The sequence below is a fragment of the Abyssicoccus albus genome (assembly GCF_003815035.1).
Lineage (GTDB): Bacteria > Bacillota > Bacilli > Staphylococcales > Abyssicoccaceae > Abyssicoccus > Abyssicoccus albus.
Window position 1 is genome coordinate 355,858 of the sequence record NZ_RKRK01000003.1, and the last position, 22,511, is coordinate 378,368.

Sequence of the window (22,511 nt, forward strand, 5' to 3'; positions counted from 1 at the left end):
AGGGGTGACATTCGTTTTATTTGGTGTTTTACATGTATATTTACATATATAATAGAAGGGAAGTAGTCCGGTGGAATTAATTCAAAGACATACAAAGATGTTGTGTTATGAATTATTGTCTAAGCTTGATGAAACTAAGAAAGACTATTATGAAGAGTGTGCTTATATTCTAAAAGAGGGTATTGAATATCATTATAATGATATTTTTGCTGAAATTACACCTGATGACGAAGTGGTCACTACAGACGTGAGTCAAGAGGTACTAAATATAGTCAATATGTATGATGATATCTATAGATATTTAACAAATCATGCAATCGTCATGGAAGAATACTATGCATTATTTAATCAATATGCATTTAATGGATTCAGTCGACATGACGAAATTGCATACAATACATATTACCAATATTTATTGAAATTTAACCATGATAAAGCTTTGAATATTAATGATTTTGCCAAAGTATTCAATGGTAACAATATGAGTTTAACTGATTATATATCAATATATCGGCGATATATACGATATAAAGGAATTGATCAATCGTTATCGATTGAGTGGATTATATATATTTTAAGTGGAAAGTATTCTATGATTAATCAAACGATAGAAAGGGCACAATAGAAAATCGCCAAGAAACTCAGTATGGTTTCTTGGCGATTTTTATAGTTAATTTACACACAATTGATTATTTATAATGAAACATTAATGGTGATGTGATTATCTACGATGATTATGATTTTGCTCATCATCAACGTCTACATCTTCACGGCGTAATTCTTCATCAACATGTACTGTATCTTGATGCTTTTCTTTACGAATTACGATTTCTTCATTCGCGACAGTTTCTTTCTCAACGTTCACACGCTCTTCATGAACTGGAATTGTCACTTCATCTTCATCGAATGAAGTATGACCTGCATCGCGGTCAGGATCTACTGAACGACGTTCTACTATAACTTCTTCACGTTCTACAGGTACGTCGAATTGCTCACGACGTGTTTCAACGTTTTTGTCTAAATGAACTTCACCAGTTTGCACACGATCTTTATCTACATTTAATTCTTCTTCATGTAAAGTTACAGATTCTTCATTAGAATGATCAACATGACGGTCACGATCTAAGTCAGTGTTGTTATGACGAACTTCTTCACGACCGAATCCATTATCATACTCATTACGTGTATTGATTGTGTCATCTGTAAGACGGTGATCTTGTTCATCCACACGATCGAAGTCGTGACGTTCACCATTGTTAATACGAGAATCATGAGCTGTTACACCAACATCATTTGATTCATGACGATTGTCATCTGCATAACCATTTTTGTTGATTAGTAAATAATGACCTTGGTTTAATTCATTTTCGTAACGTTCTTGCTTTTCACGAGATAAGTCAATGTTATCTAATGTACCTGTTGTTGGTGTTTCACCAGTAAAGAAGGCACTTATTTTATCTCCGAATGATGCTGGTTCAGCTTTCTCAACTTGAATGCCTTGAGTGTTCAACGTATCAATGTCGTTGTTCGGAGTAATAACTTTTATATTATTTGTATTCGTTTTGTTCCCAAGTAATGTATCGATAGCTCTTGATAAACTTTCTTTGTCACTAAAACTTTGAATATAACGTTCCATAAATATAACCTCCATAGATTTGATTTATTTGTATATTCGAGCTGTTAGCTTAATTATTGAATCTTATTTTTGCTAACTTGCTTATATAGATACCCAACAACTGAATAGATAAACAATAAAATTTCAAATTTGTCAATATGAAAATTAGATTAAAATTGAAAAAAATCTATAATGGTGCACTTTAGCACACTATTTCAATACAATTATTTTCTTTAAATTTTTCAATAATATTATTGAATTTTAATCAATGAGTTTACAATATACGGTTGAAAATGTAGGGGTGAAATGCTATATTCATTAGTAATCATTTTTAATCATGTGATACTCATATAATCCTTAGAATAAGGCTAAGACGTTTCTACCATCTAACCGTAAATTAGATGACTATGAGTAAATTAGGGTGTCACAACGTTTTATTTGGTGTGATGCTCTTTTTGTTTATAGTAAATGCTTTTATTCATTATAATAAGTAGTGAGATCAACTTTATTTAAATGAGTCATATTAAAAGGAGGATACAAAATGTTTGAAAATAAGTTCAAAAAAGAAGGCTTAACTTTCGATGATGTATTATTAGTTCCTGCTCATTCCGAAGTGTTACCAAAGGATATCGATTTAAGTGTTGAATTAACACCGTCTCTAAAATTGAATCTACCTGTTATTAGTGCGGGCATGGATACAGTGACTGAAGCCAAAATGGCAATTGCAATGGCGCGTCAAGGTGGATTAGGTGTCATTCATAAGAATATGTCTATTGAGAAGCAAGCGGACGAAGTGTTAAAGGTAAAACGTAGTGAGAATGGTGTCATCACGAATCCATTTTTCTTAACGCCAGATGAACAAGTGTATGCTGCAGAACATTTAATGTCAAAATTCCGTATATCAGGTGTGCCAATCGTTGATAATGAATCATCAATGACACTGGTTGGCATTTTAACAAACCGTGATTTGCGTTTTATTGAAGATTTCTCAATGCAAATTAAAGATGTCATGACGAGTGAAAATTTAATCACTGGAAAAGAAAACACAACATTAAAAGAAGCAGAACAAATTTTACAAAAACATAAAATTGAAAAACTTCCTCTTGTTGACGATGAAAATAAATTAAAAGGTCTTATAACGATTAAAGATATCGAGAAAGTGATTGAATTTCCAAATGCAGCAAAAGACGAACAAGGTCGATTACTTGTAGCCGCTGCGATTGGTATTAGTAAAGATACAGAACTTAGAGCGTCTAAGCTTGTCGAAGCAGGTGTTGATGCATTAGTGATTGATACTGCTCATGGTCATAGTAAAGGTGTATTAGATGCGATTAAAGATATTCGTGAGAAGTTCCCACAAGTGAACTTAATTGCAGGAAATGTTGCAACACAAGAAGGTACGAAAGCATTATTCGAAGCAGGTGTTGACGTCGTAAAGGTTGGGATTGGACCAGGATCAATTTGTACAACTCGTGTTGTCGCTGGGGTCGGTGTCCCTCAAATTACAGCAGTGTATGATGCAGCGACTGAAGCGCGTAAACATGGTAAAGCGATTATCGCAGATGGTGGAATCAAATATTCAGGTGACATCGTAAAAGCACTTGCTGCTGGAGGGCATGCAGTGATGTTAGGAAGCTTATTAGCAGGTACAACAGAATCACCAGGTGAAACGGAGATATTCCAAGGTAGAAGGTTTAAAGTATATCGCGGCATGGGATCACTTGGTGCGATGGAACAAGGCAGTAAAGATCGTTATTTCCAAGAAGATAAAGAAGCAAAGAAATTCGTACCAGAAGGTATTGAAGGAAGAACACCATATAAAGGGCCGTTGGCAGATACAATTTATCAATTAATCGGTGGTGTAAGAAGCGGTATGGGATACACTGGTAGTTCAAACTTAGAAGCATTACGTGAAGAAGCACAATTTATTAAAATGACAGGTGCTGGACTTAGAGAATCACATCCACATGATGTTCAAATTACAAAAGAGTCACCGAATTACTCATTATAATTGATAGGGGGCCTGTTAAATGGAAATGGCAAAAGAGCAAGAATTAATCTTAGTGTTGGACTTCGGTAGTCAGTTCAACCAACTCATCACGAGACGTATTCGTGAGATGGGTGTATATAGTGAACTGCATGACCATGAAATTACAGTAGAAGAAATCAAACAATTAAATCCACAAGGAATTATATTATCAGGTGGACCGAACTCAGTCTATGCTGATGATATGTTTGATATTGATGAAGGAATTTTTGATTTAAATATACCGATTTTAGGTATTTGTTACGGGATGCAGTTAATGATGCATAAGCTTGGAGGTAAAGTAGAACGTGCCAATGAACGTGAATACGGTCGAGCAACGATTTCTATCAATGATCAAACACTATTCAAAGCGCTACCTCAAGAACAGACTGTATGGATGAGTCATAGTGACAAAGTCATCGACATTCCGAAAGGATTCGAAGTGATCGCACACAATCCACATTGTGAGAATGCAGCAGTTGTTCATCGTGACAAACAATTTTACGGTGTTCAATTCCATCCAGAAGTAAGACATACCGAGTATGGGAACGATATGTTAAGGAACTTCATTCGAAATATCGCGAACTGTACAGGTGAATGGACGATGGAGAATTTCATTGATATTGAAATTGATAAGATCAGATCGCAAGTAGGAGATAAAAAAGTATTGTGTGCGATGAGTGGTGGAGTTGACTCAAGTGTCGTTGCCGTATTACTTCATAAAGCAATTGGTGATCAATTGACATGTATCTTCGTTGACCATGGCTTACTGCGTAAAGGTGAAGGTGACATGGTAATGGAACATTTCGCTGAAGGATTTAACATGAATATCATTCGCGTAGATGCGAAAGATCGATTCATGGAAAAACTTAAAGGCGTATCTGATCCAGAGAAGAAACGTAAAATCATCGGAAATGAATTCATATATGTATTCGATGATGAAGCGGCTAAACTAGAAGGTGTTGAATTTTTAGCACAAGGAACTCTTTACACTGATATTATTGAATCTGGAACGAAGACTGCTCAAACGATCAAATCACACCATAATGTCGGAGGTTTACCGGAAGATATGGAGTTTGAATTGATCGAACCGATAAATACATTATTTAAAGATGAAGTGCGTACGCTAGGTATCGAACTCGGAATACCAGAGCACCTCGTATGGAGACAGCCATTTCCAGGACCAGGACTCGGGATTCGTGTACTCGGTGAAATTACTGAAGAGAAATTAGAGATCGTTCGTGAGAGTGACGCAATATTACGCGATGAAATTTCTAAAGCAGGTTTAGAACGTGATATTTGGCAATACTTCACGGTATTACCTGACATCAGAAGTGTAGGTGTGATGGGAGATTACCGAACGTATGACTACACAGTCGGTATCCGAGCCGTCACATCCATTGACGGAATGACAAGCGACTTCGCGCGTATCGATTGGGAAGTCCTTCAACGCATTTCAAGCCGAATCGTAAATGAAGTTGACCATATTAATAGAGTCGTCTACGACATTACTTCAAAACCACCCGCAACGATTGAGTGGGAATAGAAGTATAAAAACAAGAAACCCTTTAACCACAATGGTTATAGGGTTGTTTTTGTGCTTATTAAATTAAAAAATGGGCAGAAAATGGGCAAAGTGTGAGAAAAGCAGATATACAGACATAAAAAAAGAGGTGACCGTCGCAACAGTCAACCTCAAGTGCATTCCGCAGATATGCACCGCTATTTGTTTATCATTATATATCATTCTTAAATATTAAATCAAGAGATATTATTAATATAGGTGTTAATTTGATTAATTTTGGTTCTGACGTCTGTACCAATTATCTTATCATATACAGAGATATTGTGTTTTAGTTCATTCCTTAACTTGTTTAAACTAGTTTCAAATTCTCTAACGATACGTTTTAATTCCGTCTTTGAATAACCAAGAGAGGAACATATTAATATGATTACAGCTAGATAATCTACAATTCTATTAAATTCAAGGTTTTTCACTTTCATTTTAACATTAAAATACTCTGTAAGTTGCTTTCCCGTACTATTATCTTTAAAACGGCAATCATATAAAACTCCGTTGTGGGCAATAGCATTTCTAAGGCCTTTTAAACAATCAATCAAATCACCAATAATTTTTTCATTCTTTTCAAATGATGTAATAAATAAATCTAAGTCTTTAAGAAGGTTAATTTTCATAGTGTCTTTTAAACATCTTGTTAGAAATACCATGTTACCTAAAGTAAGTAATTCAAATACTGCATATACTGGTACAGGACGATCATCATAAATATAATGAGAAATATAAGGTTTTGTATTACAATTTTCATGGATTTTTTCATAAATATCTTTTCTTAGTCTAAGTGTTTGTGCTAATTTCTTTTTGTATTCTTTATGCCCTGGTGCATGTTTTTTGTAATCAATTAGGACTTTTTCGAATAGTGGCTCCAAATCATATCCCGATTCTTTATGTATAATTTCTAGAATGCGATTTTTTATAGCAGTTTCAGAAAACATAACATGTCTATAGAATAAAGTCTTAATTTCGGTGTCAAACTCATACAATGCATGTAACTCTGTAAACTCACTATAAGATAAATCATTTTCTTTACGTTGATAAAAATTATAGCCTTTATACCCATGGAAGTACCCTATATTTCTCAATTGTCTTTTCTGTTTACTACCACCGATATTTAATTTTTTATTATCCCTCATATGTCGCATGAGTCCATCTGTTGTTTTAGGCTTATTTCCCAATCTACCTTCCCACCGCTTCTAATTTACTCATCATGTCTTTATCCATTTGTTCAGTAACATGACTGTATATTTGTAATGTTGTTTTATGATCTGTATGTCCCACACGTTCCATAATGGCTTTGAGTGATACACCTAATTGACTAAGTAATGATATATGGCTATGTCTTAGTGTGTGAGTGGTAATGTGCTTTGTAATGATTTGTTTACCGTCTTTATCCTTTATGCTTTCTACTGCTAATTTAATATTGCGGTTTACAGATGATAGAGCCATAGGGTTACCATAATGATTAGTAAATACAAACCCTCTATCGTTGTAATTGCTATCCCACTGTTTAGCCTTCTTGTTTTCTAACATAGCTTTACGCAATATATCCAGGCTTCTAGTTGTAAGAAGTATTTTTCTATATGACGCTTCCGTCTTTGTCGTATCCTTCACACCATGACCGCTTCCATCTGTTTCATCTATCCAATGGATTGTACCGTCTATTTCTAAAGTAGATTTATCAAAGTCTATATTATTTGGTTGTATTGCTAAACATTCACCAATACGCATACCATTTAAGGCCATAAACTCAACGATATAAGCAGTCATAATAAATGATAGCTTCATGTATCCAGTACGCTTAGAAGTGGCTATATCGTTTAATTTATCCACAATTAATTGTATCTCTGATATTTCTAAATAATTTTCACGCTTTGCTTTTATCTCATCTCTAGTTTTAGCTTGTTTAGGTATTACAACATCATCTAAATATGATATGTCATCAAGTTTATAACGTTTTTGTGTATGTTTCATGATATTTCTAATAATACTCATAGCGTCTTTAATTACTTTATGACTTAAATCATCTTTAGAAGCGGAAGTTATGAAGTCCTGGAAGGTCTTAGTGTTCATATTTTTAACTAAAATATCTTTATCAATATTACGCTTAATATGTTCTACTTTGTAATACTTAGTTGATATAGTCGATTGTTTAGATCCCGATATGATTTTATAGTTATCAAACCACTCATCACATGCTTGGTGGAAAGTAAGAGTTTTAAGCTTTGATGGTGTTTTGTCATTTAGTTTAGCTTGTATCTTCTCATTTAAACGCTTTTCCGCTTCTTTTTGTGATGGCTTAGTGTTCTTATTCATTACAACACTAGTACGCTTCCACTTGTCAGTTAAAGGGTCTTTGTATTTCTCAATGAAGCGGTACTTAGTAACGCCATGCTTATCCTGGAACTCCTCACACCACATAGGCTAGTCCTCCTTTAATAAACTTTTAAGATATTCTCTAGCTTCTCTTATTTCTTGCGGAAATTTTTCAGTATATGTTTTATACATTGGTCGCCCTTTTAAATAATCATAAGTATAATTAGGAATATCCTTTAACAATTTACCAAGTTCTAAAGACTGTTCTTCTAAATCAAATGTCTTACCAATAGCATTAATAATTTCGTTATGTGTTTTAGGCTCATTAAATCCAAAATTTAAAAATTCTTTATTAAACTTTGTCATTTTAATTAGTGCTAAATTTCTATTATCTTCCACTAATTTAGGATCACTTTTATTTATTTCTATGGATAAAATTTGTTTATATATATCTAAAATAAACTCATAAGTAATATTGTCTTCATTGTATTTAGTTCCTAAAATAATGTTAAAAATCTTGATTGCTTCTCTATCTAAATCATCATGATAATAATAAATATCTGAATCATTATTTCTAGCATAAGTTACGTATTCATAAATTTTTAAAAACAATTTAATATTATTTAAAATAACACTTGAACCATTCTTTTTTAAATCTTCAGCAATTTCAAAAAAAGTTGATTGTGAAAACCTAAAATCGTTAACTGTCAAAGCATTTAAATACTTACTTAATTCATTAATACCTACTGATCTATTACCATTTTCATGGTTAGAAATTGTATTTTGACTAAATCCAGTTTTTTGAGAAACATCTTTTTGAGTCATTTTCAAAGCTGTCCTAAAAGATTTTATGACATTACCCAAATATTTATTTTCCATATATACACCTCTTCATAATTTTAACACCTAGATATAAATATCGCAATATGAGATATTTCTATTGACTTATATATCTCATTTTGAGATAATTTGTTCTGAGGAGGGATATTATTGATTAAAAATAAGAAAGTTTTAAAAACTGAAAATCTTATAGCTAAAAAGAAGTTAAGAGAAATTAGGTTACAAAAAGAAATGACGACTACTGAAGTGGCAAAATTAATAGGTCTTGAGAGAAGGCAATATGAATTAAAAGAAAAAGGGAGATACCCTTTCCATGATTATGAAATGAAAATATTATCTCAAAATTTTAATACAGAGATTAAAGATTTATTTTTTTGAATATCAATATCTCATTTTGAGATAAAGGAGGCTAACTAATGAAAACAGAAATATGAAACGGTCATTCTATCCGCTTCATTGAAGTTAATTCTGAATGGTGGGCGGTAGCTAAAGACGTAACAGAAGCTTTGGGATATTCTAACCATAATGACGCAATTAAACGCCATGTAAGTGATGATGATAAGGGGGTAGCGAAACACGACACCCCTGGCGGTACTCAAATAGTAAATACTTTAAGCGAAAAAGGTATCTACAGGTTAGTAATGAGAAGTAATAAAGATGAAGCGGTAGAATTTCAAAATTGGATATTTGAAGTCATTAAATCTTTACGCCATAACAACGGTTTAGAAGGATTCCAGGTGTTCAGAATGTTAGACAAAGAACATCAAAAAGAAGCCATGAAACACTTGTATGAAGCCCTTAGAAGTGATGATAAAGAAGCGGTAAAGTACAACAGTATCAAAGCTAATTCAATCACTAATAAAGCTATCAGTATCATATATGGACTTCCTAAGATGATAAGTAAAGAAGATATGACACCGGACATGTTACAGGATAGACAGAAATTACTTGATGAAGTAACCAACTTAATGATTATGAATGAAAAATATAAATTGAACTTATCTATTTCAAAGACAATTTACGATAGTATTCTTAATCAAGTTAAAACCGCATAAGGAGGTATAAGAAATGATATTAATACTTAAATTATTTATGTATTGCTTCATATCTATTTGTATTAGCGACACATTAAGCAAAGATATAAACAATCAATACACGATCATATATTTTTGTATGTTAGCTTTTTTCACTTATGAAGCATATAAAAAATACAATGGAGGTGCATTAAATGACTAATGTAATTGAACTACCGACACCACACCCTAGCAATACAGTATTAAAAGATGAGCAAGTAGCACCGGTAAAGATGATTTATTGCAAGATTAGTACTTTACCTAAGCTATTCAATGTAAGTAAAGCAACATGTTACCGCTTCATTAAAGAAGCCGAAGAAATGCCGGAGTTTAAAGGACGTATATGTGTAGATGTGTCCGCAACAATGACCCTGGTACATATAGATACATTTGTAGAGTTTTTAAGAAGTAAGCACAAAAAATACTTATAAGGAGGAGTAAGAAATGGATAAAAAAGAAGAACTTTTAAGAGATATTAAATCATTAATAAGTAATGTTTTAAGTGATGTAGCTTATCAATCTAGCCACTTAAATGGTGAATATCATATCAAATTCAACCTACCAGGTGGAATGGAATTTACAAAGGTTGTATCGGAAAATGAATACCTAAAGTTAGTGAATGAAAATATTTTATTACAAATAAGAAGTACGTTAGAAAGACTAGAAATTTAATATACGGAGGGCTAATACAATGCAAGAAGTAAATAACATGATTGAGTTTAGCAAAATGGTAATGTTTTCAGATGTAACAACTGAATTAGAAGCGGTTAAGCAGTTTATTAAAACAACAGATAACATAAGAATGTATCAAGAAAAAACAATAGAAAGCGATTTGACAATAAAAGAAATATATTTAGCGATTGAAGAAATATGTAAGGTAATAAGCTTCATAGTACCTAAAGAGATGAACAATACAAATAAAGGCATGGAAATAGAACGTATTAATGCCACATATAACATAGGTAGGGTACTTTCTATGATTAATACGGAATTAAGCAATTATATATCAATGAATGACTTATGGGAGGAAGAATAAAATGATAAACGAAGATGTAAAAATTATGATTGAACAATTAAAAATGAAATTAAATGCTTTAAACCACCATGAACATAATCACTTAGAAAGTATTGAAACTTCATTAGGGACAACATGGTGCCAACAAAACAGATTAGCATATGAATACATGAAGGAAGTTAACCAAGATTTATATATATCGACTACATTAATAAGTGATATTCAAAAAGATATAGAGCGTTTAGATGAAGAAATTAATAAAGAAAAAGCCTAGTTACATAATCAACCGACCAAAGCGAATATGTAACCAGGACAATCAAAACAAGGACTATTTTATATAGTCCTTACTTGTATTTTATCAGAAAGGGGAAGCCCTTTGTATTAATTATAACATGTGTAGGGCGTGTGGAATTATGGAAAATACAAAGTTTGTAGTAAATCATTACGGTAGCTTAAAAGCCCAATCATATATAGGTAGTGAAGCATTTACCTTTGATGAGTTAGTAAAGTATTTAGAATATAGTACGGTATCAAGTAATAAGTATGAAGGTGGTTTATTTATATTAGGTGAGATGTCGGATAGTCATAGGCAAGACAGTAATATCATTAATAAACATTGTCTTGTAATTGATTATGATGATCTAACGCCTGGTACAGATTTACCGCAAATCATTAAAGATAAATTTAAAGCAAGTTATATATTGTTCTCTACTCATAATCATACTGTAGATAACCCTAGATTAAGGCTAGTAGTACCGTTATCTAAACCACTTCAAAATGAATATTATAAGTATGCTATTGATGAAATAGATAAGGTACTAGGTGTGACATGCGACCAAAGTTGTAAGACACTTAGTCAGGCACAAGCAAGACAGGTACTTAAGACAGATACATCACCTAGAGTATTTGAGTACAGTAAGACAACACTACTCAATACCGATACATTAATTAAAGCAATTGAGCATAATACACAAAAGAATGATTTTAGCTTTACGGTTAAACCGTCTAAACGTGATGTAAGTTGGTGGTCTGAAATATGTTATGGCGTTGGTGAAGGGCAACGTAATAGCAGTTTAGCCAGTATTACAGGACTATTGTTATATCGTGGTGTACCGATAGAAGCGGTTACGGGTCTGCTATGGTGTTGGAACCAGTGCAATGATGAAGTAATGAGTAATGAAGAATTTCAAAAGACGTTAGATAGCATAATAAAGAAACACATCAATGGAGGAGGAAAGATAATCACTTATGACAAAAAAGCAGAAACCGACTGAATTAATAGAGTTTGCTAGTGAAATCAGAAAAGAACATAATACAAAAATAATAAAGTTTGAAAAAGGTACTTCAGATTTTTTTGATGGCGGAACGTTCCTACATGATGAGTTTGCCCAATACATGCTACAACGTTATAAATTTACTATATTAGACGGTGACGCACTACATTACTTTGAAGATACACACTATGTATATGTAGATATGAATAAGTTTAGAAGAATATTAGTAGAAGAAATGCCGATAATAAAAGAAAACCAACGTAAAGAAGTATTTTACAGTTTGATGGCTAGAGCAAAACAGGGGCATAGATCTAGCCCACGTTACATAGCTATGAAAAATGGCGTGTTTGATATTGAAACTATGCAATTAGATAAAAGTCATAGTAACTATGTCATAACAAACTATGTAAACATTACTTACGATAAGGAAGCCTATAGTAAAGATTTAAACCGCTTCTTAAATGAAATATCTAATCATGATAAGGATATTAGGAAGCTACTAGAAGAAAGTGTAGGTTATGGCTTATATGCCAGTACATTCATGCAAAAAAGTTTTATCTTGTACGCACCAGGAAGCAACGGGAAGTCCACATGGTTTAGTTTGCTATATCAATTCTTTGGTGATGATAACATAACGCCACTAAGCCTACAGGACACGCAACATGAATTTAAGTTGTTTGGTCTGCTTAATAAGATGGTGGCAATCGGTGACGATATTTCTGCTACACGCATAGAAGAAGCGGAAAACTTTAAGAAGCTAGTTACAGGTGACCCGATATATTGTAATAGAAAATATCAAGATCCATTACCACTAAAGAATTACGCCACATTGATGTATTCAAGTAACCAATTACCTAATATTAAAGACACAACACATGGACTATATAGGCGTTTAATCATCATTCCATTTATGAATACATTCAGCAAAGAGAAAGGCAATTTAGATTTATCCATAGTTGAGAAGTTAGATAATCATATAGTACGCTCACATCTATTTAATTTAGCCATAGAAGGCTTACAAAGAGTTATGGAACATAAACAGTTTACAGAGCCGGAAGCGGTCAAGAAAGCATTACAAGACTATCAAAAAGAAAATAACATAGTAGTAGAGTTTGTAGAAGATATAGGTATTAATAAAGTAGTTGACCAGGATAAGACAGAAGTATTTGAACATTTTAAATGGTGGCTAGAACGTAATGGTCTTAAAAGTAAATCAGCTAAGTACCTTACTAATGAACTCAATAAAGTATATGGCTTAGAAGTGAAACAATCATCTAAGCGTGTGAATGGAATACCGACACCTTATAGAAAATACACAAAACCTTAATAAAGACGAATACACGTTATACATTACGAATACGTTTTAACATTGATATAAAAGGCTTTTAAAGACTTTGTATAACCACATAACGACTTATCGGCTAAAAACTATTATTTATATATAAGTATAAGTAAATATATAAAGGTTTTTGAAGAAAAAGACGTTATTACGTTATACAAATGCTATAAACCACTGATATGAAAGGCTTAAAACGTATTCCACTTGTTTAATGTGTATAACCACATAAGCAGAATACAGATAGAAAGGTGATATACATGGAAAATGTACAAGTAAGGATATTTGAACGTGAAAGAGTAGAAACAAAGCCATACTATAACCCTATATTTAATATGACGGAAACGAAACGATATGAAAACAAAAAGGAATACCAGGAGCGTGTAAACCGCTTCTTGATGGATCATACTATCTATAGTATTACACCAATGATAGATGGTGATTTTGATGAGGGAAGCGGTGGCTTTACTAGTAAAATTCTAGTGTGCTATAAAGCACCAGGAAGCGAAGCATAGAAATAAATAAGACTTTAATACACTGAAATAGGTATTAAGGTCTTATTTACTAGTCAAAAATGTGCAAATAAGCATAAAAAAATTATCAAAAATATAAGATGTATCGTTATATATCAATGGTTTAAGTTACAAAGTAATATATAAGATTGCACACAAATTTCACAAATAAATAATCAACATTAATAAAAACAGCTTCAACCGTTGATATTACTGTATTTCTTTAGTTTATCAATGCAACAAAATGCTAATTTTCGGAGAGTTTTAAATAGTATTATTTCACAAAGAAAAGCTACATTTCTCAATATATTTAGGTGTTTCCACGTATATAAGAAAAAATGGAGGGATAACATGGTGTATACAAGACAAAGAAAATGGTACACCAAAGAATTACTAGAAATATGTATAGATGATATGGAAGTAACCGGTGAGAAGTTTACAGGGGTACAAAAGAAAGGGTTAAACTTTACTGAATTTAAAATTCCATGCTATGTAGAAGGCGTTAAGGTTGGTTATGGTATTAGATATTTCTTTAGGTGTTATAAATGCGGTAGACGTGTTACAAAGATTTATACAATACCAAACCCAACTAAAGACAATATAACAGGGTGTAGACATTGCTTGGAACTCAATTACATATCACAACAGGCAACTAAAACACAGATGGACTATGAAGCACACCTATTATATAGATACGGTAGAATGTTAGATCCTAATTTTAAATTAGATACAATCACACATACGCCATGTCCTTGGAAACCTAAAAACATGCATTATAAAACGTATGAGAAAATAAAGAGCAAATATGAAATGGCACAATTAAAGGCACAAAAAAAATTTATAGCAATGGTAGGAACATTGCTTAAAAGAACAGGGAATTAATTGTTAAATTAATAAGTAAAAAATCTTATTTAAAATAGTTTACCAATATAAATGTTATTATTCGTAATTTTGTTTTTTATAAGTTGTTAGTAAATAGTATTCAACATTAATAATAGATATATTCTTTTATGTATATTTGTTATAATCATTTCTATAGCTGAAATAATACTAAATATATGTAATTTTTAAGGAGGGATAGTCATGCTAGTGTTCATTATGCGTAATGTAGATAAATTATCTACTGTTTTATACAAACAAAAAACAGTGATTACGCAGATAAATAAATAATATAAATGAATTAAATGACAATTCGTGTTAAGGTCCAAGGGCAATTAAAATTACATATAAATTATTAAGCTATCTATTTGTTTATCGATGTAATCACTATCGGAGTGATTACATGAATCAAAATATTAAGTTTACTCAAAATTTTATTACAAACGAAAAATTATTATCTAATATAATGAAACAAATAAATATAGATGAGAATGACATAATTTATGAGGTTGGAACTGGTAAAGGTCATCTGACCTCTAAATTAGCAGAAAAATGTAAGCATGTTTATTCAATAGAGTTAGATAAAAAATTATATGAACTTTCTTCGAATAAGTTACAAGATAATAGTAGAGTTACTCTAATCAATCAAGATATTTTACAATTCAATTATCCGTATAGAAAAAAATATAAGATAGTTGGTAACATACCATTCAATATAAGTACTCAAATCGTGAAAGATGCAGTATTTAGAAGCCAAGCTTCTGAGATGTATTTTATTGTAGAAGAAGGTTTCTACAAAAGAATGATAGATACTCGTAGAACTCTAAGTTTGCAACTACAAACACAGGTTTATATACAACAATTGTTACCTATACCTGCTGGAAGTTTTCACCCAAAGCCAAAAGTAAATTGTATTTTAATAAAACTTACAAGACACATATCAGATATAAAAGATAAACATAAGAAAAAATATGAGTTTTTTATATCAAAGTGGGTTAATAAAGAGTATTCAAAATTATTCACTAAAAATCAGTATCATCAAGCATTGAAACATGCAAGGATAAAAGACCTTAATAAAATAAGTTATGAACAAGTATTATCAGTTTTTGAAAGTTATATATTATTCAATCCACGAAAATAAGTGTAATAATTGAGCCCTCCTAGTATTGAAATAGGTGGGCTTTTTATATAAATTATAGTATAAAGTGATTATTCTATAAATTTTCAAAGGTAATATTATTAAATTAACACAAGTGCATATTATAATGGGCAGAAAATGGGCAGATTTATAAAACAATGGGCAACCCCTGGAAACGTAAATTAAAAAAGTGATCGCTTCAAAGCCTTGATATAAGGGTTTTTGAAACTCTGAGGAAATTCTAAAATAGCAGTTAGCGATTGAGTGGGAATAGTAACGTCTAGACATAGAAAGCCTTTCAAACTAATGTTTGAAGGCTTTTTATTATGCTTTTATTGATCAAAAGAGGGCAAAAGAGTGTCAAACTATTTGATGTGTACTCATTTATAACCACTTAGAACGGAATACATACCACTTAGTGGAATTCTATATAATAACTGATCAAATCATGGTTTAATAATAGTGAAGAGAGGAGTGATGTGATGAAAATAGAGATGAATATTAACCCAGATGCCGAAGAAAAGATTACAGTCTCAGCAAAACAAATGACACCAGAATTGACAGAGTTTATTCAAGAAGTTGAGTATCGATTTAATAAGCCAAGATTTAACGGGAAGCTTAATGACCACGTGTATCCGATTGACTTACAGAATGTTGTACAGTTTATCGTCATTGATAAAATTGTTCACGCTATTACGGCAAAAAATCAGCAATTAGTGATGAGTGAACGGTTATATCAAATTGAAGATAGCGTTGGCCAACAGTTCGTCAGAATTTCGAAGTCAGAGATTATTAATTTGGAATTCATTGATCATTTGAAACTTGAGCCGAACGGAATGGTGAAATTGTATATGAAAAATGGCAACGTCACATACGCTTCAAGACGATATTTAAAAACAATAAAGGAGAGATTATCATTATGAAAAAATTAATTCATGCAATTCAAACGGGAGTATTGATTGGTGTCATACTCTCTATTATTACATCACTCATTTTTTCAAAAGGTGATTATTATCCAATGAATCCTGTATCGTTTATGGGTGAAGTATATTATGAAAGATTCAATGAAACAATCGTCATGATCATTGCTGTAGTTCTGTGGGCATTCATTGGTATCTTATTCACATACGGTAATAACATATTTACAAAAACCGATTGGAGTTTTACAAAGCAAACGATCGTTCATTTTTTAGTCATGTTACTTTTATTTTTACCCCTCGCATTTTTGGCAGGATGGTTCCCAATAAACGTTGGTAGTATTGTATCGTTTATCATTATATTTATTGTGATATACGTTGCAATGTGGATTGGGACATATCAACGGAATAAACATTTGGTGACAGAAATCAATAATGACTTGAAGAAATAAATATGGTGCGCGCAAACTGAAAATACGCGCACGATAATGGTGAAAATGATAAAAATGAAAGAAATGGTGCGCGCAAACTGAAAATACGCGCACGATAATGATAAAAACGATGAAAATGAAAGAAATGGTGCGCGCAAACTGAAAATACGCGCACGATAATGATGAAAACGATGAAAATGAAAGAAATGGTGCGCGTAAACTGAAGATACGCGCACGATAATGATGAAAATGATAAAAATAAAAGAAATGGTGCGCGTAAACTGAATTTACGCGCATCATATTGATTATGATAAAAGTTGATCAATGAATTGTTGCTCAGAAGATTTTTGTTGCCATTGATTTAATACTTCACCTTCTAAGTGACAAATAAATTCGTCATTGACGAGTAAGTATAATCCATCTTCAGACCCTTGCCCACAAATTTGAGCTTGATCTTTTTCAAAGTGTTTAATTAAAAATTGCTGCAATGCTTCTAAATCATCTATATAACGTTTAACTTCATCATTGTTCACTACGTAACTACTCACTTTAGTTTGACCATCGACTAGACCATCCACTTCAGATAAAATTTTAATTTCATACCAATCAGCATAAATATCACCATCGTCTTCTGAAAACATGTATTTCGATAAAATGAAGATGCTATCATTCCATCTAATCTCTTCATATGGTTTTAAGTTAGAGTATTGAATTCGATAGTCATTGTGAAATTCAATACTTTCAATTTTATTAAGCCATGAATAAATGTCCTCTTCCGTTTCAAATAAACCGACGTCATGCGATACATCATACTGACTTAGTTTTAATAAAAACAAAGAAAATCCCCCTTTTTCATCCATCCTATTTCATTATACTAAAGTTGTATGTCTTTGATATACTTAAGGTACTAATACATCAAGAGGAGGATACTATGTATTTAAGAATTGCATAGATTTATGCATTATTGATTATAGTGTTTACTGGTATTGGTTCAATCATTAAAGATGATTGGTCGTTGTTTTTATTACCTATGGTTCCTACAGTTGTTATATTGATTTATGCTTATTATCTTTCGAAGAAAGAAGAGAAAATGTAGACTAAGTAACAATGAGTGAAAGTGTGATTGTATGAAGGTTATGATTGTTGAAGATGATAAATTAATCCGAGAAAGTATTTCCCAGGAATTATTGTCATGGGGTTTTGAAGTGAATGCTAGTCGCCACTTTGATCAAGTGTTGTTAGAGTTTTTGGATGTGAAACCTGAACTTGTTCTGTTAGATGTTAATCTTCCGATTTTTAATGGATTCCACTGGTGCCAAGAAATTCGGAAACATTCACAAGTTCCTATTATTTTTATAAGCTCTAGAACAGACTCTATGGATCAAGTCATGGCGATGCAGATGGGTGCGGATGACTATATTGTAAAACCATTTAATATGATGATTTTAACAAGTAAAATCCAGGCATTATTAAGAAGAACTTATGATTTCAATTTGGAAGATCATCAACGACTTATCGTAGGAAATATTGAATTATTTGTAGAGCGTGCTGAACTTCATGTTGATGATGTTGCTGTTGAGCTTACTCAAACAGAATTATTGATATTAAATAAGTTGTTTAGACAAAAAAATAATTACGTATCACGAGATGAGTTAATCGAGGAATGTTGGTCATCATCTAATTATATTGATGATAATACGTTGGCGGTTAATATGACACGGTTACGTAAAAAATTAGCTAAAGTAGACTGTGTAGATTTCATTGAAACGAAGAAAAATGTAGGATACCGTGTGGTGGAATAGTATGAAAGATTATTTAAAACATTGTGCAAGAGAACTTGTTATCGTTTGTACAATTTTATTTATTTTTTTATTTATTTTTATTGCTTCAAAACTACCTGTTGAATACTACTTGTTAGGGTTATCGATCATCACTTTTATATTGTTTATTTATTTCGTTGTGAATTATTTAAATTATCAACGTGAGATAAATAAATCGGAGCAGATTAAGATTCTGCAAAACCAAATAAAGCGTTTAGAGTTAGATCATATTCAATATAGAAAAGAGATGCAATCATACTTTTTAACGTGGGTTCATCAAATAAAAACACCAATTGCTGCATCGAAATTGTTGTTAGAATCTCCGTCAGAGCAAACTGTACCCAAAGTACGCCAACAATTGCTTGAAATCGATAATTATACAAACTTAGCTTTGAGTTATTTAAAATTAACTGAAGAACAATCTGATATGGTACTAAAAGAAGTAACCATAGATGAGTTGATTGAGCCGATTATTAAGAAATATGCGATCCAATTCATACATGATAAGACAAAGTTGCATTATACTCCTGTTACGGAAAAGGTTTTAACCGATGCCAATTGGTCAAAAATTATGATTGAACAAGTAATAAACAATGCATTAAAATATTCTGAAGGTTGTGACGTTTGGATTGAATTTAAGGTGGAAGAATCTAGTTTAATTATCCAAGATAACGGTATAGGAATTCGTGCATCTGATTTACCTAAAGTTTTTACTCAAGGCTACTCAGGATATAATGGTCGATTGAATACAAAATCGAGCGGTATTGGATTATACATTGCGAAATCAATTGCAGAACGAATGAATCATTCTATCAATATTAATTCGACATACGGCGAAGGCACTGAGGTCACTATTAGATTTCATAGACCAATGACTTAACCTTTCAATATTGTAAGATTAAAGTGAGCTTTTGTAAGGAAAAATAAAGGCTTGCTTTATTTTTATCCCTTAAACTAAAGATAGCTTAAACAAAGGGGAGATTTGATGTTGTTATCTATACGCAATTTAAAAAAAATATATGGTAAAAAAAGTAATGAAACTGTAGCGTTAAGAGATGTTAACGTTGAAATTGAAAAGGGAGAATTTGTTGCAATAATGGGGGAGTCTGGCTCTGGTAAATCGACATTGTTAAATTTAATTGCGACATTTGATAAACCATCGAATGGGGACATTATAATTGATGGCGTCAATGTCAATGCATTAAAGAATAAAGAAGTAGCAAAGTTTAGGCGTGATACTTTAGGGTTTGTATTTCAAGACTTTAATGTTTTGCATACAATGAATAATAAAGATAATATCGTAATGCCACTTGTCCTCTCTGATCAAAAGCCTAATTTCATTCATCAACAAGTTGAAGCGGTGTCTCAAAAATTAGGGATTAATCATTTATTAGAGAAGTTTCCGTATGAAGTATCTGGAGGGCAAAAACAACGTGTCGCAATTGCTCGCGCACTCATATCAAACCCTTCATTATTATTAGCTGATGAACCTACTGGGGCGTTAGATTCAAATACATCTCGTGACATTATGAATTTATTTCAAAAAATCAACGAACAAGAACAAACAATTCTTATGGTAACGCATTCTGCAATTGATGCATCCTATGCAAAAAGAGTTCTATTTATTAAAGATGGTGTTGTTTTTCATGAATTGTATCGAGGTGATGATAGTCAAATTGATTTTCAAAAGAACATCTCTGATTCGTTAGGCTTTATGTCAGAACGAGGGGTGTAATGATGAAAATCAAATTATTGAGTAGATTGGCACTAAAAAACTTTAAAACATTAAATCATGTTATGGTTCCATTTATTCTCGCTGTGAGTACAATGTTCGCACTAGAATATATTATGCTTTCGATGATGGCCAACGACTACATTAATACAAGACACAAAACCTTACCCGAATTAATGATGTATGCTAATGTACTTGTGACCATTTTAAGTGTTGTTTTTATTTTGTATGCAAGCCGTTTTGTAATGAAACAGCGAAAGAAAGAATTTGCACTTAATATGGTGCTAGGTTTAGAGAAGAGACACTTACGGTTAATGTTACTGATTGAGACGCTCGTTCAAACATTCATTATCATTGTATTAAGTACAATTGGAGGATATTTATTTGGACATTTAATTTTTTTAATGTTAAATCGTCTAATTCAAGGAAGTGGTATTGGCCTTATGGATTATCCATTTGATATAGATAGTGCAATTAAATTATGGATAATTATTGTTGTCATGATGACTGTTTTATATATGATCAATATCATTACAGTAACACTACAAAGTCCAATTAAATTAATGCAAACACAATATGCAGGTGAAAAGAAGACGAGACAATGGTTAATTATTTTGTTATTAGGTCTAGGGATTATTGCGTTGGGTTATGGATATACAATTGCACTTACAACAGACGGTGTCATGAATGCATTAATGGATATATTTAAAGCTGTATTAGCAGTATTAGTGGGTACTTACTTTTTGTTCATGTCATTGACGATATTCTTTTTACAACAGATTCAAAAAATTTCGAGTATATATTACAAAAAGAAGAACTTCTTTTCGATATCAGGGATGTTATCAAGAATGAAAGCAAATGCTATTGGTATCGCAAGTATTACGATGCTTTGTACATTTCTCATCGTTACATTAGGAATGAGTTTGAGTGCTTATCGTGGGATTGAAACACAAATAGACGGTGCGTTGTTCCAAGAAAATGAAGTATCACTTTTTAATGATGATATACAACTAGAAAAGTTACAAGAAGAAATTGAAGGAATCGCGACGATTGATCAGTTCAGAATGAGCGAAGAACTTTTCGTTCCTTTTCACATCGGTGAACGTAATCAATTTGAACAGGTCAGAGCACCTGGAGAAACAAATCAATCGATAGATGATATTGTGTATAGTGTATTGATGACAGAACAAGACCATAATGAAGTCAATGACACAAAATTAAAGCTCAAAGATAATGAGATATTTATTTCGAGCAATACTGATAAATATCAAGGTTTAAATAAAATTATTCTAGCTGATGATCAATATAATGTGAAAACAACAAAGAAAAATTTTCTTGGATCAAAACTTGGAATTGATGGCTTATATATTGTTGTAAAGGATCATTCAATTTTAAAAAAAATCATTAAAGAATATAAAGATTATAATCCCAAAACGCAAGCATATGATATTTCACCAACATTAAATCGATCAATGCACTTTAATATTACTAAAGGTGAAGATCAATTTATAAATCAAATTGAACGATTAGAAGAAGAGTTTGTTATAAGGATTGCTAATCATAAAGAAATATCAAAGGAACTTTATGAATTAAATGGTGGACTTATATTTATTGGAATAGTTGTTTCAATCGTGTTATTGATTGGCATGTTTTTAATCCTATATTATAAACAACTCTCTGAAGGCTATGAGGATAAGCTGAACTATACTATTATGAAACAAGTTGGTTTGCCAGACAATTTAATTAAATCAACAATTCGTAAACAAGTCTTCTGGTTATTTGGATTACCGATTATTGTTGCATTGATTCATACGGCGTTTGCAAATAAAATTATTTATCAATTACTTGGTTTATTAGCCATTAGAGATTACTGGTTGTTCATTACAAGTTATTCAATTGTCATTATACTCATCGTTCTGATTTATTTGCTCATGTATTGGATCACTTCACACATATATTATAAACTCATCAATGAATCTAACACCTAGTGTGCTAAAATACACATAAAGGA

The 22,511-nt window shown here is 31.8% G+C and carries 25 protein-coding genes, 1 pseudogene and 1 riboswitch; of the genes and pseudogenes, 21 read left to right on the plus strand and 5 right to left on the minus strand.

What is annotated here, in order from left to right; genetic code table 11:
* The first annotated feature begins 70 nt into the window (after window positions 1–70).
* Window positions 71–625 (plus strand): YfbU family protein, encoded by a 555-nt coding sequence (locus tag EDD62_RS06950; RefSeq protein ID WP_123808062.1) that lies wholly within the window; start codon window positions 71–73, stop codon window positions 623–625.
* A gap of 96 nt (window positions 626–721) precedes the next feature.
* Here EDD62_RS06950 and EDD62_RS06955 read toward each other — a convergent pair whose 3' ends face one another.
* Window positions 722–1,636 (minus strand): DUF2382 domain-containing protein, encoded by a 915-nt coding sequence (locus tag EDD62_RS06955; RefSeq protein ID WP_170152795.1) that lies wholly within the window; start codon window positions 1,634–1,636, stop codon window positions 722–724.
* Window positions 1,637–1,941: 305 nt separating this feature from the next.
* Window positions 1,942–2,043: riboswitch (purine riboswitch) on the plus strand.
* A gap of 113 nt (window positions 2,044–2,156) precedes the next feature.
* Here EDD62_RS06955 and guaB point away from each other — a divergent pair.
* Window positions 2,157–3,626, plus strand: a complete 1,470-nt coding sequence (gene guaB, locus EDD62_RS06960) for an IMP dehydrogenase (RefSeq protein ID WP_123808064.1) — start codon at window positions 2,157–2,159, stop codon at window positions 3,624–3,626.
* Window positions 3,627–3,645: 19 nt separating this feature from the next.
* Window positions 3,646–5,187 carry a glutamine-hydrolyzing GMP synthase gene (guaA, locus tag EDD62_RS06965; protein ID WP_123808065.1) on the plus strand — a complete coding sequence of 514 codons (1,542 nt, stop codon included), beginning with the start codon at window positions 3,646–3,648 and terminating at the stop codon, window positions 5,185–5,187.
* A 215-nt stretch (window positions 5,188–5,402) separates the two neighbouring features.
* Here guaA and EDD62_RS06970 read toward each other — a convergent pair whose 3' ends face one another.
* Genes EDD62_RS06970 through EDD62_RS06980 form a run of 3 tightly spaced genes read right to left on the minus strand, consistent with a single transcriptional unit; the run spans window position 5,403 to window position 8,412 of the window.
* The gene (locus tag EDD62_RS06970) at window positions 5,403–6,395 is read right to left on the minus strand and encodes an Abi family protein (protein WP_123808066.1); all 993 of its coding nucleotides are present in this window, start codon (window positions 6,393–6,395) and stop codon (window positions 5,403–5,405) included.
* Window position 6,396: 1 nt separating this feature from the next.
* The gene (locus EDD62_RS06975; RefSeq protein ID WP_077141062.1) at window positions 6,397–7,638 is read right to left on the minus strand and encodes a tyrosine-type recombinase/integrase; all 1,242 of its coding nucleotides are present in this window, start codon (window positions 7,636–7,638) and stop codon (window positions 6,397–6,399) included.
* Window positions 7,639–7,641: 3 nt separating this feature from the next.
* Window positions 7,642–8,412: a helix-turn-helix domain-containing protein gene (locus EDD62_RS06980; protein ID WP_077141061.1), complete on the minus strand. Its 771-nt coding sequence runs from the start codon at window positions 8,410–8,412 to the stop codon at window positions 7,642–7,644.
* Between the two features lie 111 nt (window positions 8,413–8,523).
* Here EDD62_RS06980 and EDD62_RS06985 point away from each other — a divergent pair, with 111 nt between their 5' ends.
* The 14 genes and pseudogenes from EDD62_RS06985 to EDD62_RS07045 all read left to right on the plus strand — a co-directional run bounded on the left by EDD62_RS06985 (window position 8,524) and on the right by EDD62_RS07045 (window position 16,969).
* On the plus strand, window positions 8,524–8,751 hold the full coding sequence (locus tag EDD62_RS06985) for a helix-turn-helix transcriptional regulator (protein WP_211329117.1): 228 nt from the start codon (window positions 8,524–8,526) through the stop codon (window positions 8,749–8,751).
* Between the two features lie 77 nt (window positions 8,752–8,828).
* On the plus strand, window positions 8,829–9,428 hold the full coding sequence (locus EDD62_RS06990) for a BRO-N domain-containing protein (RefSeq protein WP_282957927.1): 600 nt from the start codon (window positions 8,829–8,831) through the stop codon (window positions 9,426–9,428).
* Window positions 9,429–9,601: 173 nt separating this feature from the next.
* Window positions 9,602–9,877 (plus strand): helix-turn-helix domain-containing protein, encoded by a 276-nt coding sequence (locus EDD62_RS06995; protein WP_123808067.1) that lies wholly within the window; start codon window positions 9,602–9,604, stop codon window positions 9,875–9,877.
* Window positions 9,878–9,890: 13 nt separating this feature from the next.
* On the plus strand, window positions 9,891–10,118 hold the full coding sequence (locus EDD62_RS07000; protein WP_077141058.1) for a hypothetical protein: 228 nt from the start codon (window positions 9,891–9,893) through the stop codon (window positions 10,116–10,118).
* A gap of 19 nt (window positions 10,119–10,137) precedes the next feature.
* Window positions 10,138–10,482, plus strand: coding sequence for a hypothetical protein (locus tag EDD62_RS07005; RefSeq protein WP_123808068.1), 345 nt, complete (start codon window positions 10,138–10,140; stop codon window positions 10,480–10,482).
* Between the two features lies 1 nt (window position 10,483).
* A complete protein-coding gene (locus EDD62_RS07010) occupies window positions 10,484–10,735 on the plus strand; it encodes a hypothetical protein (protein ID WP_077141056.1) in 252 nt (83 codons plus the stop codon).
* A 139-nt stretch (window positions 10,736–10,874) separates the two neighbouring features.
* Window positions 10,875–11,735, plus strand: coding sequence for a primase alpha helix C-terminal domain-containing protein (locus tag EDD62_RS07015; protein WP_077141055.1), 861 nt, complete (start codon window positions 10,875–10,877; stop codon window positions 11,733–11,735).
* The gene (locus EDD62_RS07020) at window positions 11,710–13,062 is read left to right on the plus strand and encodes a DNA primase family protein (protein ID WP_123808069.1); all 1,353 of its coding nucleotides are present in this window, start codon (window positions 11,710–11,712) and stop codon (window positions 13,060–13,062) included. The genes EDD62_RS07015 and EDD62_RS07020 overlap by 26 nt, the downstream gene beginning before the upstream one ends.
* Before the next feature lie 269 nt (window positions 13,063–13,331).
* A complete protein-coding gene (locus EDD62_RS07025) occupies window positions 13,332–13,586 on the plus strand; it encodes a hypothetical protein (RefSeq protein WP_148086842.1) in 255 nt (84 codons plus the stop codon).
* 348 nt (window positions 13,587–13,934) lie between these two features.
* Window positions 13,935–14,465, plus strand: coding sequence for a hypothetical protein (locus EDD62_RS07030; protein WP_123808071.1), 531 nt, complete (start codon window positions 13,935–13,937; stop codon window positions 14,463–14,465).
* A gap of 201 nt (window positions 14,466–14,666) precedes the next feature.
* Window positions 14,667–14,749, plus strand: a pseudogene (locus EDD62_RS09215) (23S rRNA methyltransferase attenuation leader peptide).
* A 116-nt stretch (window positions 14,750–14,865) separates the two neighbouring features.
* Window positions 14,866–15,603, plus strand: a complete 738-nt coding sequence (gene erm(45), locus EDD62_RS07035; RefSeq protein ID WP_063844522.1) for a 23S rRNA (adenine(2058)-N(6))-methyltransferase Erm(45) — start codon at window positions 14,866–14,868, stop codon at window positions 15,601–15,603.
* 479 nt (window positions 15,604–16,082) lie between these two features.
* On the plus strand, window positions 16,083–16,523 hold the full coding sequence (locus EDD62_RS07040; protein ID WP_123808072.1) for a LytTR family DNA-binding domain-containing protein: 441 nt from the start codon (window positions 16,083–16,085) through the stop codon (window positions 16,521–16,523).
* Window positions 16,520–16,969: a DUF3021 domain-containing protein gene (locus EDD62_RS07045; protein WP_123808073.1), complete on the plus strand. Its 450-nt coding sequence runs from the start codon at window positions 16,520–16,522 to the stop codon at window positions 16,967–16,969. The genes EDD62_RS07040 and EDD62_RS07045 overlap by 4 nt, the downstream gene beginning before the upstream one ends.
* Before the next feature lie 284 nt (window positions 16,970–17,253).
* Here the strand turns inward: EDD62_RS07045 and EDD62_RS07050 are convergent, their stop codons facing one another.
* Window positions 17,254–17,784: a hypothetical protein gene (locus EDD62_RS07050; RefSeq protein ID WP_123808074.1), complete on the minus strand. Its 531-nt coding sequence runs from the start codon at window positions 17,782–17,784 to the stop codon at window positions 17,254–17,256.
* A 291-nt stretch (window positions 17,785–18,075) separates the two neighbouring features.
* Between EDD62_RS07050 and EDD62_RS07055 the strand changes: the two genes are divergently transcribed.
* The 4 genes from EDD62_RS07055 (at window position 18,076) to EDD62_RS07070 (ending at window position 22,488) form a co-directional block, all read left to right on the plus strand.
* Window positions 18,076–18,750: a response regulator transcription factor gene (locus EDD62_RS07055; protein ID WP_123808075.1), complete on the plus strand. Its 675-nt coding sequence runs from the start codon at window positions 18,076–18,078 to the stop codon at window positions 18,748–18,750.
* A 1-nt stretch (window position 18,751) separates the two neighbouring features.
* Window positions 18,752–19,648, plus strand: a complete 897-nt coding sequence (locus EDD62_RS07060) for a sensor histidine kinase (RefSeq protein ID WP_123808076.1) — start codon at window positions 18,752–18,754, stop codon at window positions 19,646–19,648.
* 105 nt (window positions 19,649–19,753) lie between these two features.
* Window positions 19,754–20,503, plus strand: coding sequence for an ABC transporter ATP-binding protein (locus tag EDD62_RS07065; RefSeq protein WP_123808077.1), 750 nt, complete (start codon window positions 19,754–19,756; stop codon window positions 20,501–20,503).
* Window positions 20,504–20,505: 2 nt separating this feature from the next.
* Entirely contained in the window at window positions 20,506–22,488 is a 1,983-nt protein-coding gene (locus tag EDD62_RS07070) for an FtsX-like permease family protein (RefSeq protein ID WP_123808078.1), read from the plus strand.
* Window positions 22,489–22,511: the final 23 nt, after the last annotated feature.

Excerpts from the sequence above, each read along its gene's own strand:
- EDD62_RS06955 (WP_170152795.1), bottom strand. The coding sequence starts at position 1,636 with ATGGAACGTTATATTCAAAGTTTTAGTGACAAAGAAAGTTTATCAAGA.
- guaB (WP_123808064.1), top strand. The coding sequence starts at position 2,157 with ATGTTTGAAAATAAGTTCAAAAAAGAAGGCTTAACTTTCGATGATGTA.
- guaA (WP_123808065.1), top strand. The coding sequence starts at position 3,646 with ATGGAAATGGCAAAAGAGCAAGAATTAATCTTAGTGTTGGACTTCGGT.
- EDD62_RS06975 (WP_077141062.1), bottom strand. The coding sequence starts at position 7,638 with ATGTGGTGTGAGGAGTTCCAGGATAAGCATGGCGTTACTAAGTACCGC.
- EDD62_RS06980 (WP_077141061.1), bottom strand. The coding sequence starts at position 8,412 with ATGGAAAATAAATATTTGGGTAATGTCATAAAATCTTTTAGGACAGCT.
- EDD62_RS06995 (WP_123808067.1), top strand. The coding sequence starts at position 9,602 with ATGACTAATGTAATTGAACTACCGACACCACACCCTAGCAATACAGTA.
- EDD62_RS07000 (WP_077141058.1), top strand. The coding sequence starts at position 9,891 with ATGGATAAAAAAGAAGAACTTTTAAGAGATATTAAATCATTAATAAGT.
- EDD62_RS07005 (WP_123808068.1), top strand. The coding sequence starts at position 10,138 with ATGCAAGAAGTAAATAACATGATTGAGTTTAGCAAAATGGTAATGTTT.
- EDD62_RS07010 (WP_077141056.1), top strand. The coding sequence starts at position 10,484 with ATGATAAACGAAGATGTAAAAATTATGATTGAACAATTAAAAATGAAA.
- EDD62_RS07015 (WP_077141055.1), top strand. The coding sequence starts at position 10,875 with ATGGAAAATACAAAGTTTGTAGTAAATCATTACGGTAGCTTAAAAGCC.
- EDD62_RS07020 (WP_123808069.1), top strand. The coding sequence starts at position 11,710 with ATGACAAAAAAGCAGAAACCGACTGAATTAATAGAGTTTGCTAGTGAA.
- EDD62_RS07025 (WP_148086842.1), top strand. The coding sequence starts at position 13,332 with ATGGAAAATGTACAAGTAAGGATATTTGAACGTGAAAGAGTAGAAACA.
- EDD62_RS07030 (WP_123808071.1), top strand. The coding sequence starts at position 13,935 with ATGGTGTATACAAGACAAAGAAAATGGTACACCAAAGAATTACTAGAA.
- EDD62_RS07040 (WP_123808072.1), top strand. The coding sequence starts at position 16,083 with ATGAAAATAGAGATGAATATTAACCCAGATGCCGAAGAAAAGATTACA.
- EDD62_RS07045 (WP_123808073.1), top strand. The coding sequence starts at position 16,520 with ATGAAAAAATTAATTCATGCAATTCAAACGGGAGTATTGATTGGTGTC.
- EDD62_RS07055 (WP_123808075.1), top strand. The coding sequence starts at position 18,076 with ATGAAGGTTATGATTGTTGAAGATGATAAATTAATCCGAGAAAGTATT.
- EDD62_RS07060 (WP_123808076.1), top strand. The coding sequence starts at position 18,752 with ATGAAAGATTATTTAAAACATTGTGCAAGAGAACTTGTTATCGTTTGT.
- EDD62_RS07065 (WP_123808077.1), top strand. The coding sequence starts at position 19,754 with ATGTTGTTATCTATACGCAATTTAAAAAAAATATATGGTAAAAAAAGT.
- EDD62_RS07070 (WP_123808078.1), top strand. The coding sequence starts at position 20,506 with ATGAAAATCAAATTATTGAGTAGATTGGCACTAAAAAACTTTAAAACA.